Annotated in this window: 12 protein-coding genes, 1 other RNA gene and 1 other annotated feature; of the genes, 12 read left to right on the top strand and 1 reads right to left on the bottom strand. The window is 35.5% G+C overall.

Translation table 11 applies throughout. The features are described 5' to 3' along the window. The first annotated feature begins 184 nt into the window (after positions 1-184). Positions 185-2,374: a RelA/SpoT family protein gene (locus AC3WJF_RS04425; protein ID WP_492449912.1), complete on the top strand. Its 2,190-nt coding sequence runs from the start codon at positions 185-187 to the stop codon at positions 2,372-2,374. Between the two features lie 29 nt (positions 2,375-2,403). Next, on the top strand, positions 2,404-2,853 hold the full coding sequence (dtd, locus tag AC3WJF_RS04430; RefSeq protein WP_492449913.1) for a D-aminoacyl-tRNA deacylase: 450 nt from the start codon (positions 2,404-2,406) through the stop codon (positions 2,851-2,853). Positions 2,854-2,891: 38 nt separating this feature from the next. Here the strand turns inward: dtd and AC3WJF_RS04435 are convergent, their stop codons facing one another. Next, positions 2,892-4,658, bottom strand: a complete 1,767-nt coding sequence (locus AC3WJF_RS04435) for an N-acetylmuramoyl-L-alanine amidase family protein (RefSeq protein ID WP_492449914.1) — start codon at positions 4,656-4,658, stop codon at positions 2,892-2,894. Positions 4,659-4,849: 191 nt separating this feature from the next. On the opposite strand from AC3WJF_RS04435, the gene AC3WJF_RS04440 reads away from it, so the two are divergent. The 10 genes from AC3WJF_RS04440 (at position 4,850) to AC3WJF_RS04485 (ending at position 13,846) form a co-directional block, all read left to right on the top strand. Continuing rightward, positions 4,850-5,026, top strand: a complete 177-nt coding sequence (locus AC3WJF_RS04440; protein WP_492449915.1) for an RNA polymerase subunit sigma-70 — start codon at positions 4,850-4,852, stop codon at positions 5,024-5,026. A gap of 72 nt (positions 5,027-5,098) precedes the next feature. Beyond that, positions 5,099-5,327, top strand: a binding site (T-box leader). Positions 5,328-5,410: 83 nt separating this feature from the next. Then, complete coding sequence (gene hisS / locus AC3WJF_RS04445) at positions 5,411-6,679, top strand: histidine--tRNA ligase (protein ID WP_492449916.1); 1,269 nt, start codon at positions 5,411-5,413, stop codon at positions 6,677-6,679. Positions 6,680-6,693: 14 nt separating this feature from the next. Next, the gene (aspS, locus tag AC3WJF_RS04450) at positions 6,694-8,472 is read left to right on the top strand and encodes an aspartate--tRNA ligase (protein ID WP_492449917.1); all 1,779 of its coding nucleotides are present in this window, start codon (positions 6,694-6,696) and stop codon (positions 8,470-8,472) included. Positions 8,473-8,720: 248 nt separating this feature from the next. Further along, positions 8,721-8,911, top strand: a non-coding RNA gene (gene ssrS / locus AC3WJF_RS04455) — 6S RNA. 331 nt (positions 8,912-9,242) lie between these two features. Continuing rightward, on the top strand, positions 9,243-10,007 hold the full coding sequence (locus AC3WJF_RS04460) for a tRNA threonylcarbamoyladenosine dehydratase (RefSeq protein ID WP_492449918.1): 765 nt from the start codon (positions 9,243-9,245) through the stop codon (positions 10,005-10,007). A gap of 121 nt (positions 10,008-10,128) precedes the next feature. After that, positions 10,129-10,908, top strand: coding sequence for a hypothetical protein (locus AC3WJF_RS04465; RefSeq protein ID WP_492449919.1), 780 nt, complete (start codon positions 10,129-10,131; stop codon positions 10,906-10,908). Positions 10,909-10,911: 3 nt separating this feature from the next. Then, entirely contained in the window at positions 10,912-11,289 is a 378-nt protein-coding gene (locus AC3WJF_RS04470) for a GntR family transcriptional regulator (RefSeq protein ID WP_492449920.1), read from the top strand. Further along, positions 11,279-12,001 (top strand): ABC transporter ATP-binding protein, encoded by a 723-nt coding sequence (locus tag AC3WJF_RS04475; RefSeq protein WP_492449952.1) that lies wholly within the window; start codon positions 11,279-11,281, stop codon positions 11,999-12,001. Before AC3WJF_RS04470 ends, AC3WJF_RS04475 begins: the two co-directional genes overlap by 11 nt. Beyond that, positions 11,998-12,912: an ABC transporter ATP-binding protein gene (locus tag AC3WJF_RS04480; RefSeq protein ID WP_492449921.1), complete on the top strand. Its 915-nt coding sequence runs from the start codon at positions 11,998-12,000 to the stop codon at positions 12,910-12,912. Before AC3WJF_RS04475 ends, AC3WJF_RS04480 begins: the two co-directional genes overlap by 4 nt. Further along, a complete protein-coding gene (locus AC3WJF_RS04485; protein ID WP_492449922.1) occupies positions 12,905-13,846 on the top strand; it encodes an ABC transporter permease in 942 nt (313 codons plus the stop codon). The genes AC3WJF_RS04480 and AC3WJF_RS04485 overlap by 8 nt, the downstream gene beginning before the upstream one ends. Positions 13,847-14,130 lie beyond the last annotated feature (284 nt).

Consider the following 14,130-nt stretch of genomic DNA (forward strand, 5'->3'; position numbering starts at 1 on the left):
AATGGAAATAGTTCATTTTGTTAAAATGGCCATTTTTTTCAAAAAAATAACCTATAAATATGAAAATTCGACAAAATCATATGGAATTCCATAAAAAAACACTATGAATTACTTTACATTATTCGTTTTTTTTTCGATAATAAATACAATCATTCAAAAATTCATTTAAAGGTGATCTTATATTATGGCGAAGGATCAAATATTATCCGCCGATGAAGTAATAAATCGTACAAAAGAATATTTAAACGAGGAACATGTGGCTTTAGTGAAAAAGGCATTTGATTTTGCGATGGAGGCACATAAAGATCAGATACGTAAATCAGGTGAACCTTATATTATCCATCCCATTCAAGTAGCAGGGATACTAGCAGATTTAGAGATGGACCCTTCTACCGTGGCTGCTGGTTTTCTTCATGATGTTGTGGAAGACACAAATGTAACTCTTGAAGAAATCAATAATGAGTTTAATGAAGAAGTAGCCATGTTAGTTGATGGTGTAACAAAGCTTGGAAAAATTAAGTATAAATCTCATGAAGAACAACAAGCGGAAAATCATCGAAAAATGTTCGTTGCGATGGCGCAGGATATTCGTGTAATTTTAATTAAGCTTGCTGACCGTCTTCATAACATGAGAACCTTGAAGCATTTACCGATTGAAAAACAAAGAAGAATTGCAAATGAAACATTGGAAATTTTCGCCCCTCTTGCACATCGACTCGGGATTTCCAAAATAAAATGGGAGCTCGAGGATACTGCCCTCAGGTACTTAAATCCCCAACAATATTATCGAATTGTAAATTTAATGAAACGAAAACGTGCTGAGAGGGAGCAGTATTTAGAAGATGTAATTGAAGAGGTAAAGGAACGATTAGGAGATGTATTGATAAAAGCTGACATCTCTGGTAGACCGAAGCATATTTATTCGATTTATCGAAAAATGGTTCTTCAGCATAAGCAATTTAATGAAATATATGATTTGCTTGCTGTTCGTATTGTCGTGGGCAGCATAAAAGATTGCTATGCAGTTCTTGGGATCATTCATACTTGTTGGAAGCCAATGCCTGGCCGCTTTAAAGATTATATTGCAATGCCAAAGCCAAATATGTATCAATCTCTGCACACAACTGTAATTGGACCAAAAGGGGATCCGTTAGAAGTACAGATTCGAACATTTGAAATGCATCGTATATCGGAATACGGGGTTGCTGCACATTGGGCATATAAAGAAGGAAAAGCTGTTAATAATCAAACATCATTTGAAAAGAAGCTTTCTTGGTTTCGGGAGATTTTAGAATTCCAAAATGAGTCAGCGAATGCCGAAGAATTTATGGAATCCTTAAAAATAGACCTTTTTTCCGATATGGTGTTTGTATTTACACCAAAGGGAGATGTTATTGAACTTGCCTCAGGCTCTGTCCCAATCGATGTTGCTTATCGAATTCATTCGGAGATTGGCAATAAAACGATTGGTGCCAAAGTAAATGGCAAAATGGTCACGCTCGACTATAAGCTAAAAACAGGTGACATTGTCGAAATATTAACATCAAAGCATTCCTATGGTCCGAGCAGGGACTGGATAAAATTAGCGCAAACATCGCAAGCAAAAAATAAGATAAGGCAATTCTTTAAGAAACAACAAAAAGAAGAAAACATAATTAAAGGCAAAGAATTAGTCGAAAAAGAAATAAAAAATATGGACTTTGACTTAAAAGAAATCTTAACAACAGATAATATAAAGAAGGTTGCCGAAAAGTTCAATTTTGTCCAAGAAGAAGATATGTATGCTGCTGTAGGCTACAACGGCATTACTGCATTACAAATTGCCAATAGATTAACCGAAAAATGGCGTAAAAAACGTGATCAAGAAGAAGCTGTTCAAGAGGTAATGACAGAGCTTAAAGCTCCTTCGAAAAAGAAAAAGCACGACACAGGTGTAGTAGTAAAAGGAATTGATAATCTATTAATTCGTTTATCACGTTGTTGTAATCCGGTTCCTGGTGATGACATAGTCGGTTTCATTACAAAAGGCAGAGGTGTTTCTGTTCACAGAGCAGATTGTCCTAACGTGACCGATGAGGAATTGCAAAATCGCCTTATTGAGGTTGAATGGGAATCCGATTCTACGGGTCGCAAGGAATATAATGTGGATATTGAAATATCAGGCTATGATCGCTCTGGAATATTAAACGAAGTATTGCAAGCTGTAAATGAAACAAAAACAAACATTTCAGCTGTAAGCGGCCGATCTGACCGAAACAAAATGGCGACCATTACGATGTCTATTTCTATCGTAAATATTAGTCATCTTCACAAAGTAGTGGAAAGAATTAAACAAATTCCTGATATTTATTCTGTTCGTCGCATTTTGAGTTAAAGATTGTTTTAAAAGGAGTATACAGATTCATGCGTGTAGTATTGCAAAGAAGTAAGGAAGCAAGTGTTAAAGTAAATGATAAAACAGTCGGGCAAATTTCAAAAGGATTCGTTCTTTTAGTAGGGATTACTCATTCAGATACAATGGAAGATGCGAAATATGTAGCGGATAAAATTATTCATCTCCGTGTGTTTGAAGACGAAAACGAAAAAATGAATCATTCATTATTAGATGTCGGCGGACAAATTCTTTCTATTTCACAATTTACATTATACGGAGATTGCCGAAAGGGAAGAAGACCAAATTTTATGGATGCAGCAAGACCTGAACATGCTATAAATATTTATGAGTATTTCAATGATTGTTTAAGGGAAAATGGAGTACATGTGGAGACAGGTGAATTTGGCGCCATGATGGATGTAAATCTAATCAATGACGGTCCTGTTACCATTATAGTGGAAAGTAAAGAGAGAATCTGACAGTATGTTCAGATTCTCTCTTTGCATTTTAAAGGTAATTATTTAAAGTATTGGACGAAACCATTGTAGATACCTGTTGCGAGAAGCTCTTGGTATTGCTCCGAATTAATTAGCAATTCTTCATTCGGATTACTTAAATACCCTAATTCAGTCAAAACTGCAGGTGCATTATTTTCTCTAATTACGTGAAAATCTGCAAAACGAACGCCTCGGTCCTTAATGGATACTTGAGTTGAAATCGCTCCATTAATATCATTTGCTAATTCTTTCTGATTTTCATGGTAGTAATACGTTGTATGACCAGTTACACTTGGGTCTTCCTTGAGACTATCGAAGTGAATGCTAATAAAGGCATCTGCATGATAACTTGCGGAAATTCCAACTCGTGCCGGCAACGACACGTAATGATCATCACTTCTAGTTAAAATAACATTGGCACCTGCATTTTTTAATTTTTGATATAGCTTCATAGCTGTACTTAACGTCATATTTTTTTCGTAAGTGCCCCTATACCCAGTCGTACCTTTATCTTGCCCACCATGACCAGGATCGATAACGATGGTTTTTCCTTTAAGCCCACTTGTGGATTTAGTGGATGTTTTGTTTGTATTTTTATTTGAGATGTTAGTTGCACCATCATTATGTGTAGTATTTGGTACAGATACTAGCCATGAAGCTACAAAAGCAATTCCGCCATTTGAAAGTTGAATTTTATACCAATCATTAACTTTCTCTTGGATTGTAAAAGAATCGCCAGCATTTCCTCTTGCAACTATATTAGAATTTGTAGTTGCATCACTTCTTAAATTGGTTCCATTATATAGAATTGTTACGCTATCTTCCGTCTTGCCATTGGGAAGCTTTTCCGATGTTGTTTGAGTTGCTTTATTAACATACCAACCTGCAATCCATCCAACTTGATTGTTTATTAGTTTCACTTCAATCCAATTATTCATTTCTTTAATAATTTCAAAGCTTTGCCCATTTGTAACAGAACCTATAATCTTACCATCTAAAGAAGGGTTGTTTCGAACATTAAGAGAACTTACGCTTACCGATCCAATCATCTTTTGATTTGAATTTTTGGTTTCGCTTTTTTGCTCTTCCACACCACTTTTTACTTTTTGTACATACTGACCGCTAACCCATCCCTCTTGATTGTCCATGGAAAAATGAATCCAACCATTTTGATCTTCAAGAATGGTGACTTCATTGCCTGTATTTAACGTACCAATTGTATCGCTAGTTAAGTATGGTGAAGTACGAATATTGAGATGATCCACTGTAATTATTCCCTTTGTTACGGCTTGGATTTTCAGCTTATGATGAATGGAAAGAAAGCCTTTTGAGACCCAGCCATTCATTCCATCAACTGTAATGTTTATCCAATCTCCGTTTTGCGCTAAGGTTTTTACCACTTGGTCTTTTTGCAAAACTTTCAAAATGGAAGAGTCAGAGCTTGGCCCGCTTCTTAATCGCAATCCACTTACAGTAACAGTTCCAGATTCCTCGCTCATTGTGTTTGCTTCATTTAGTGAAACAAGCCAGCTTGCTGCCCAGCCTGTCTCTCCGGATGGCATTTTTATTTCATACCAATCACTTTTTTTCTGCAAAACAATAAATTGATCCCCTTTTTTTACTTGCTGCAGAATTGGATATGATAATCCTGGCCCTTTACGAATATTTAGTACAGGGGCATTGATGGTTACGCTATTTGTTTCCGCATGTGCTTTTTTCTCTGGTTGATTGATTCCAGTAAAGAAGAGTAAAAGTGTAAGAAAAATAAACGTTAGTTTTCTCCTCAAATGGAGAGTGCACCTCCTTATTTTTAATAGCTAATAAGGGATTTCCCTTTTTTATTGCCTCATGTATGTATTCTTGAAAAAATAAAAATGTCCTTTTTATGTAAGAAAAGATTTATCGTGGGGAAAGATAATAATATGACAAATTATGAGCAATTTACTTTCCCGACATTTCTATAAAAAGGAGAAAAAACATGAGATTAAGTAATAAGAATCAAATAAGTAATGCCGGAAGCAACCAAATTTTTCATACAGATTTACATCACTTTATGGAAAGAGAAAACCAAGCACAGTCGTTGGAACTTGCATCGGAATTCGGCTTAACCTTAGGCGAAGTAAAATTATTAAAAAAGAAATTGGAGCGCTCCTAGATTTTATCATTATTGACTTGACAATACGTTTTTAGCCTCGTATTATTATATAAATATAAAAGTACAATTCAAAATAAACTGTTGATAAAGCATAGTAGTTAAGAGTACACATGGAAAGAAAAGAGTTGCCTAGGCTGGAAGCACTCCGCATGATGACTTAGCGAATGAACACTTTGTAGGTTTCTTCCTGAAAAATTTATTTAGTAGGGAAAGAACGTAAAACAGGCGTTAACTGTTCTTAAGTGGAAGTGAAAGCTTCAATTAGGGTGGCACCACGGGAAACCAAACTCTCGTCCCTTGTTTTTTTAACAAGGGATTGGGGGTTTTTTTATTTTTCATAGCACAAATCTGTACATACCAAAAAAAACAAAAGGAGGAAATACGATGGCGATTCAGATTCCGAGAGGAACACAGGACATTTTACCTAGCCAAGTTGGTACATGGGAACTCATTGAAAACAAAGCAAAAGAAATTTGTCATAAATATCAATATAAAGAAATTCGAACTCCAATATTCGAACATACGGAATTATTTCATAAGAGCGGGGAAACGACAGATATTGTCCAAAAGGAAATGTACTCTTTTAAGGACCGCGGCGATCGTGATCTAACATTGCGGCCAGAAGGCACTCCTGCCGTTGTTCGTTCCTATGTGGAAAATAAAATGTTTGGTGATGCTAACCAACCTGTTAAATTATTTTATAATGGACCAATGTTTAGATATGAAAGACCGCAAGCGGGAAGATATCGTCAATTTGTACAATTTGGGGTAGAAGCGCTAGGAAGCCAGGATCCTGCTATTGATGCAGAGGTTATTTCACTCGCGATGGAGGTTTATCAAGGCCTAGGATTGAAACATTTGAAATTAGTCATTAACAGCCTTGGAGATAAGGAAAGCAGAATCGCACATCGCGAAGCTTTAATCAATCATTTCAAACCAAGAATTCATGAATTTTGTGGAGATTGTCAAAATCGTCTCGAAAAAAATCCATTACGAATTTTGGATTGTAAAAAAGATCGTGACCATGAATTAATGAAATCAGCACCACCTATTTCTGAATTTTTTAACGAAGAATCAAAGCAGTACTTTGATCAAGTTCTTGCTTATTTAGATGCTCTTAATATCAAGTATGAGATAGATCCTACACTAGTTAGGGGACTAGATTACTATAATCACACAGCATTTGAAATTATGAGCGAGTCGGAAGGATTCGGTGCCATTACCACTTTATGCGGAGGCGGTCGTTATAATGGACTGGTTCAAGAGATGGGGGGACCGGAAACACCAGGAATTGGATTTGCACTTAGTATTGAAAGACTAATTGCTGCATTGAAAGCAGAAGGTATTGAACTCGACACAGAAACAAAAGTGGATTGCTATGTTGTCTCCTTGGGTGATGAAGCAAAAATTCCATCCATGGTTTTATTACAACAGCTTAGAAAAGCTGGATATTCAGCTGAAAAAGACTATCTCGATCGTAAAATGAAAGCCCAGCTTAAATCAGCAGATCGAATTAAAGCGAAATTTGTAGCTATTCTAGGCGAAGACGAAATTAAAGGAAATAAAGTTGTCGTGAAAAATATGGAGAATGGTGAGCAGGTTGAACTTTCTATCTCAAACTTCATAGCAGATTTTGAAAAATTGGTTCAATAGGGAGGCAAGAGAAAATGTTTGGTCGAACATATTATTGTGGAGAAATTACGGAAAGCAAAATAGGAGAAATAGTTACGTTAAAAGGCTGGGTGCAAAAAAGACGGGATCTCGGAGGATTAATCTTTATTGATTTACGTGATCGTACGGGAATCGTGCAAATTGTCTTTAATCCTGCAAATTCACCAGAAGCACTAGCTGTTGCAGAAAAGATCAGAAGTGAATATGTTCTCGATGTTAAAGGCGAAGTGGTTGCAAGAAGTGAAGGAACAATTAATGAAACTCTAAAAACCGGAAAAGTAGAAATAAAAGTCGAGAACGTTTCAATAATAAATGAAGCAAAAACACCACCATTCATGATTGAAAATAATACAGATGTTTCTGAAGACTTAAGACTGAAATACCGCTACTTAGATTTGCGCAGACCGGTTTTGTTTGAAACATTTAAGATGCGACATGACGTAACAAAATCGTTTCGAAACTTTTTAGATGAAGAAGGCTTCTTAGATGTGGAGACACCTATCTTAACGAAAAGCACTCCTGAAGGGGCACGTGATTATTTAGTGCCAAGCCGTGTTCATCCAGGAGAATTCTACGCACTTCCGCAGTCACCACAAATATTTAAGCAATTATTAATGGTGGCAGGATTCGATAAATATTATCAAATTGCTAGATGCTTTAGGGATGAGGACTTACGGGCAGATCGTCAACCGGAATTTACACAAATCGATATAGAAACGAGTTTCTATAGTCAAGAAGACATTATGGAAATGACGGAAAGAATGATGGCGCGTCTGATGAAGGAAGTTAAAGGATTGGACATCGTTACCCCGCTTCCGAGATTAACTTATGATGAAGCGATGGGCCGCTATGGTTCAGATAAGCCGGATACTCGTTTCGGCTTAGAATTAGTTGATGTATCTGAACTAGTGAAGAATTCCGGCTTTAAAGTATTTTCAGGAGCAGTTTCTGCAGGTGGCCAAGTTAAAGCAATTAATGTAAAAGGTGCCGCAGATAAATATTCCAGAAAGGATATTGACGGCTTAACGGAATTTGTTTCTGTTTATGGCGCGAAAGGCTTGGCATGGTTAAAGGTGGAGGATGAAGGCTTAAAAGGTCCTATTTCTAAATTCTTTTCCGAAGAAGAACAAAATCAGCTTAGTCAACTACTAGAAACAGAAAATGGAGATTTATTACTATTCGTAGCAGATAAAAAATCTGTAGTAGCAGATGCACTAGGGGCATTACGTTTAAAACTGGGAAAAGAATTAAACTTAATTGATCAAAGCAAATTTCACTTCTTATGGGTGACCGATTGGCCGCTATTTGAATATGACGAAGAGCAAGGTAGATACTATGCAGCCCACCATCCATTTACAATGCCTGTAAGGGAAGAAATAGACAAATTAGATACGGATCCTGGTAGTGTTAAAGCGCAAGCATACGATTTAGTACTTAATGGCTATGAGTTAGGTGGAGGATCTCTACGTATTTTTGAACGTAATATTCAAGAAAAAATGTTCCAAACTCTTGGGTTTACAAAAGAAGAAGCGTCTGAACAATTTGGCTTCTTGTTAGAAGCGTTTGAATATGGCACGCCACCTCATGGAGGGATTGCCCTCGGGTTGGATCGAATTGTAATGCTTCTTGCAGGACGCACTAACCTTCGTGATACGATAGCATTTCCGAAAACAGCGAGTGCAAGCTGTTTATTAACAGAAGCACCGAGTGGTGTAAGTAAAGAGCAATTAGATGAACTTAATTTAGCTCTAAACTTAAAGAAACAGAAAGAGTAAGTTTTGTCGAGTTTGTTTCAAATAAATATTGGTTTTCGTTTTTTTTTAACATACTAATCAAGTCTAGTTTCTGGGCATTTTTTCTTAATATAGCCGCTTTTTTAAAGCTAAATGAGGAAATAATATATTTTTCGATTTAATAATTGGAAAAGTTAAAGAAAAAAGCCTTTGTCGGAATTAGTCAAACATTTCCAACTTTAGACACATTGAAATAGATATGAAACCGTGATATTCTATTTACAACACGATGAGTCCTGATATGTACGTTTTAGTACCCTATCGTTTTGACCGAACATTTCTACCTTCGGGAGTTCAGAGTTTCTTACTGGCATCCATGCCTTCCTTGCAAGGACGGATAATAGTTGGAACAGAACACCCACCTGCTGAGTGCGGGTTCAAAACACAAGGATTTTTTAAGGACGGCATGATTGGGGCTCATCACTCTATACTGAATTTCAACCCTCTACAGAAAGAGGGTTTTTATTTTTGGGTAAAATGATTCATATTGCAATTCCGCAATGAATTGTATATTCTTATTCAAGGAAGAAAAAGATGTTTTGGAGAGGTTCTTTTCTTAACATATGTTCTTTTTGTAGATAGAAACCTTATAAAATTTCTAATTTGGGTTAAGAATATTTAACTTCATTAAGAAAAGATGCCCGAAACTAAATCCACTTTAGAATTTATAACCATTTACGAAAAGCAACAGGTTAATATCGGCAGTTGGATTTTAACAATCAATACGAATACAGGCTTTGGAGATGATACATATGCTTCACCAATTTTCTCGTAATGAGCTTGCAATTGGATTGCAAGGACTTGATAAATTAAAAAATAGCACTGTAGCAATTCTTGGCATTGGGGGTGTTGGCTCATTTGCAGTAGAAGCACTCGCAAGAAGTGGAGTAGGGAAACTAATTTTAGTCGATAAAGATAGTGTAGATATTACTAATATTAATCGTCAATTGCCAGCACTCCTTTCTACAGTAGGAAAACCTAAAGCGGATCTCATGAAAGAAAGGATTAAAGATATTAATCCTAATTGTGATGTTATTGCACTAAATATGTTTTATACGGAAGAAACTTATGAAGAATTTTTTAGCTTTAATCTAGATTTTGTCGTTGATGCATCGGATACGATTATCTATAAAATTCATTTAATGAAAGAATGCTTAAAAAGGAATATCCCAATCATTTCAAGTATGGGTGCCGCTAATAAAATGGATCCAACACGCTTGCGGATTGCTGATATTTCAAAAACTCATACGGACCCAATTGCAAAGGTAATCCGTACTAAGCTTCGAAAGGAAGGGATTCGTAAAGGGATACCAGTTGTCTTTTCTGATGAAAGCCCAATCGTCATTCGGGAAGACGTCCGAAAAGTGGTTGGAAATGATGAAGCAACGATTCGTAAAGCAAAAATGCCGCCTTCATCTAATGCGTTCGTCCCTTCAACTGTTGGATTGTTTATGGCAAGCTATGTAGTGAATACCATCCTAAAGGATATTGAAATTAAACGTGTTAAAGATAAATAATAAATTGAAATAAGCTGCTAATGTATGCAGCTTATTTTTTTTGACAAAAATCTATTGACTTGTATTTCTGTACTAGTGTACTATTCAAATAGAACACTAATACAGAAGGTTGGGATATTAGATGATACCATTCAAAGGATTGTTGAAGAAAGAATTTTATATTACAAGACTTTGGTTTTTTACCTGGATCATTATTATGTTAATAGCTATCATTGCTTCCTACATCATCGCATCTCGAAACAATGAGCCGATGGTACCAGTGGGATTCCATATAGCTATATATGTTTTTCACTTCGGTTTTTTACCGCTTATGTTATTATCTTCGCTTAAGCTTGAGGGAAGAAACCAATTTTGGCTGCACAATCCGCAAGGCAGTAAGACACTGTTGTTAGCGAAAGTAACTATCATATTTATTTATCAAGCGATATCGCAGTTAATTCTCACTGTTTCATATTTATTTGTGTACAAATATGTTTTAGATCATGGTAGTCAAATAGTGTATTTTTCATTTCCAACAATTTCCTTTATATACTTTTTTTCATTACTAACAGGCTTGTATTGGTCTTGTTGGATTCTCTTTTATTGGTGTGTATATCACTCACTAGGGAAATATCCGATTATTAAGAAAATAAGATGGTTATTCCTTCTGTTTTTGCTTTTTATTTTTAATGCAATTGTATTCTTTTTAATGAAAATAGCCAATTTAGCAGACAACATTTTAAATTGGAAGTTGCCGGTACATATTAATCCGGACTTCAATTATGATAAAACCTCTCATGGTTGGAGCATGCAATTTGATTTATTACAAATTTCGATTATCCCTATTATTGTCTATGCCTTCATCGGAATTGCACTTTATTTTGCGGCTAGCTGGTTATTGGATAAAAAAGTTGAGGTGTGAGTTATGACAGAAGAATTTCAAACATCCAAACCAATATATTTACAAATTGCCGAAAGAATTTTTCAGCAAATTGTTAGAGGTGAAATGGCATCTGGAGAAAAGCTAGCATCTGTAAGAGAAATGGCTATTCTAACCGGTGTAAATCCAAATACAATCCAAAGAACTTATAGTGAGATGGAGAGGATGGGAATTGTGGAAACGAAAAGGGGACAGGGGACATTTATTACAGAAAATAAGGAAATACTTGCGGAATTAAAAATTCGGATGCAAACAGAGATTATTGAGTCGTTTGTGAGAAGTATGAAAGATATTGGTTTTTCGAAAGAGGAAATAGTGTTAGGATTACAGGATTATTTAAGTGGATGTGATAATCATGATTGAATTAAGAAATGTCTCCAAAAAATATGGGAAGGATTTTTCACTGAATGACGTTTCCATAACTTTTAAACCAGGTAAGATATATGGGTTGCTTGGCCCAAATGGGAGCGGTAAATCAACTACTCTTAAAATGATAAGTGGTTTGGTCTATCCGAATAAAGGGGAAATATTTGTAGACGGGGAGATAGTCAATCGGAAAATTTCGAGTAAAGTTTCCTATTTGACAGAGTTGGATATGTTTTATGATCCTTTTACTGTCCAACATTTTATTGAGTTTTATTCCACCCAATTTTCGGACTTTGATATGGAACAAGCAAATACGCTTGTAGAAGATTTAAAACTTGATCGAAACAAAAAAATTAAACAATTGTCAAAAGGAAATCGCGGCCGCTTAAAGCTTGTTGTTGCCCTTTCTAGAAAGGCACCTATCTTGCTTTTAGATGAGCCATTTTCTGGATTAGACCCGATGGTTCGCGATTCGATTGTAAAGAGTCTATTAAGTTATATTGACCTTGAGGAGCAAACCGTTATTATTGCTACCCACGAGATTGATGAGATAGAACCATTATTAGATGATGTTGCGGTTATATATAATGGGAACTTTATAGGTGTACAAAACGTAGAAAGATTACGGGAAGAACAAGGGGTTTCTATTTTACAATGGTTTAAAAAATCTATAGAAGAAAATAGAATATATGGAGGAGAGAAGGAATGAACCCGGTAGTTGAGCTAAAAAACGTCACAAAAGTAATAAAAGGGAAAAAAATTATTGATAATTTGAGTTTTGCAATTAATGAAGGTGAAGTATTTGGATTTTTAGGTCCTAACGGTGCCGGAAAAACAACTACTATTCGGATGATTGTAGGATTGATGGGGATTACCTCTGGAGAAATTATTATTTGCGGTAACAGTATTACGAATAATCATGATGAGGCACTTCGCAATGTCGGGGGAATCGTCGAAAACCCTGAAATGTATAAATTTTTAACAGGGTATCAAAACTTAATGCAGTATGCTCGCATGATCAAAGAAATTACAAAAGAAAAAATAGATGAAGTAGTGCAGTTAGTTGGTCTGACTGATCGTATCCATGATAAAGTGAAAACTTATTCTCTCGGGATGCGACAACGTTTAGGATTAGCGCAAAGTCTCCTTCACGATCCGAAAGTCATGATTTTAGATGAACCAACGAATGGGTTAGATCCAGCAGGGATTAGAGAAATCCGCGATCATTTGCGTATTTTGTCAAAAGAAAAAGGAATGGCAATAATTGTTTCCAGTCACCTTTTAGCAGAAATGGAAATGATGTGTGATCGCATTGCTATCATTCAAAATGGGAAGTTGATTGATGTTCAGCAGGTTCATGAATTTGTAAGTGGAAATGTTCAAAAGTATTTTATTGAATTAGATGTAACAAGTCTACATACTGTTCAAAACCTAGCAAATTTACCTTTTGTGCAACAGGAAAATGGGATTGAAGTAGAAGTGGAAAAGGAACAAATCCCAGATGTTATTAAACAATTAGTAGAAAGCGGTGTACGTATTTACGAAGTGAAAGCTGTATCAAGATCTCTGGAAGATAGATTCTTAGAAATAACTAGCAAGGAGGAAGTAACGAATGCTTAATCTTGTGTATAATGAGTGGTTGAAAATATTTAAACGCCCAGGAACATTTGTGATGATTGGTTTAATTATTATTGGGGTTATTGGAATGGGTGCGATACAGAAAATTTATTTAGATAAACATGATCAAGATAAAAATTGGAAAGCTACAGTCACTGCTGAAATCAAAAGTGATGAAAACATGATGAATCAAATGCCGAAAATAGCTCAAGGCGATTTTAAACAAAAAATCGAGATAAATAAATATCGGTTACAACATAATATTCCACCAGAAACAAAAACATCAATGTATTCTTTTATCGATGATAGTTCCAATCTCATTACTTTTGCGGGTCTTTTTACCATTATTATTGCCGCAGGGATTGTAGCGAGCGAATTTGGTTGGGGAACGATTAAGCTATTACTGATTAGACCGATAAAGCGTTCCAAGATTTTATTATCCAAATATTTTACGGTTCTATTATTTGGTGTATTAATGAGCGCTATTCTATTTATCAGTGCTTCTTTAGTCGGTTTAATACTTTTTGGCGCAGATGCAGGTGAAAATGTTCATTTGGCCTATGCAAACGGTCACGTAGTGGAAAATAGTATGCTATTATTTTATGTGAAAAAATTCTTGTTATCATCCATTGATGTCCTTATGCTTGCAACAATGGCATTCATGATTTCAGCTGTATTCCGAAATAGTTCACTTGCAATTGGTATCTCCATTTTCTTATTGGTAATGGGTTCAAGTATAACAACTATGTTAGCTATGAAATTTGATTGGGCTAAATATATATTATTTGCAAATACGAATTTAATGCAATATGTGGACGGACATCCAATTGTTGAAGGTATGACACTGGGATTCTCTATTACAATGTTAATTATTTACTTTGTTGTTTTTCAATTACTTGCCTTTAGTGTATTTATAAAGAGGGATGTAGCGGCTTAGGTGAACATTTTAATCAGCATCATATATAATGATTGCTGCTAATCAAAATATTAAAAGAGGACACAGAATCCGTTATATTTACAAAATGACCATAAATTAAAGGGAAAGAGGACAGAGAATCCGCTATTTTGGAAAAACTCACCAAAAACACTATGAAAACACTGCTTTTTTGCAAAATAGCGGATCGTATGTCCGCAAACATAGGGAAATATGCCGTTTTGTCACAGATAGCGGATCTGGTGTCCACCAAGTTTAATAAGACCAAAATTCATTTAGCTTTGTCG

The organism is Heyndrickxia sp. FW510-T9, from assembly GCF_058781025.1.

Excerpts from the sequence above, each read along its gene's own strand:
- AC3WJF_RS04480 (WP_492449921.1), top strand. The coding sequence starts at position 11,998 with ATGAACCCGGTAGTTGAGCTAAAAAACGTCACAAAAGTAATAAAAGGG.
- AC3WJF_RS04440 (WP_492449915.1), top strand. The coding sequence starts at position 4,850 with ATGAGATTAAGTAATAAGAATCAAATAAGTAATGCCGGAAGCAACCAA.
- aspS (WP_492449917.1), top strand. The coding sequence starts at position 6,694 with ATGTTTGGTCGAACATATTATTGTGGAGAAATTACGGAAAGCAAAATA.
- AC3WJF_RS04460 (WP_492449918.1), top strand. The coding sequence starts at position 9,243 with ATGCTTCACCAATTTTCTCGTAATGAGCTTGCAATTGGATTGCAAGGA.
- dtd (WP_492449913.1), top strand. The coding sequence starts at position 2,404 with ATGCGTGTAGTATTGCAAAGAAGTAAGGAAGCAAGTGTTAAAGTAAAT.
- hisS (WP_492449916.1), top strand. The coding sequence starts at position 5,411 with ATGGCGATTCAGATTCCGAGAGGAACACAGGACATTTTACCTAGCCAA.
- AC3WJF_RS04425 (WP_492449912.1), top strand. The coding sequence starts at position 185 with ATGGCGAAGGATCAAATATTATCCGCCGATGAAGTAATAAATCGTACA.
- AC3WJF_RS04465 (WP_492449919.1), top strand. The coding sequence starts at position 10,129 with ATGATACCATTCAAAGGATTGTTGAAGAAAGAATTTTATATTACAAGA.
- AC3WJF_RS04485 (WP_492449922.1), top strand. The coding sequence starts at position 12,905 with ATGCTTAATCTTGTGTATAATGAGTGGTTGAAAATATTTAAACGCCCA.
- AC3WJF_RS04470 (WP_492449920.1), top strand. The coding sequence starts at position 10,912 with ATGACAGAAGAATTTCAAACATCCAAACCAATATATTTACAAATTGCC.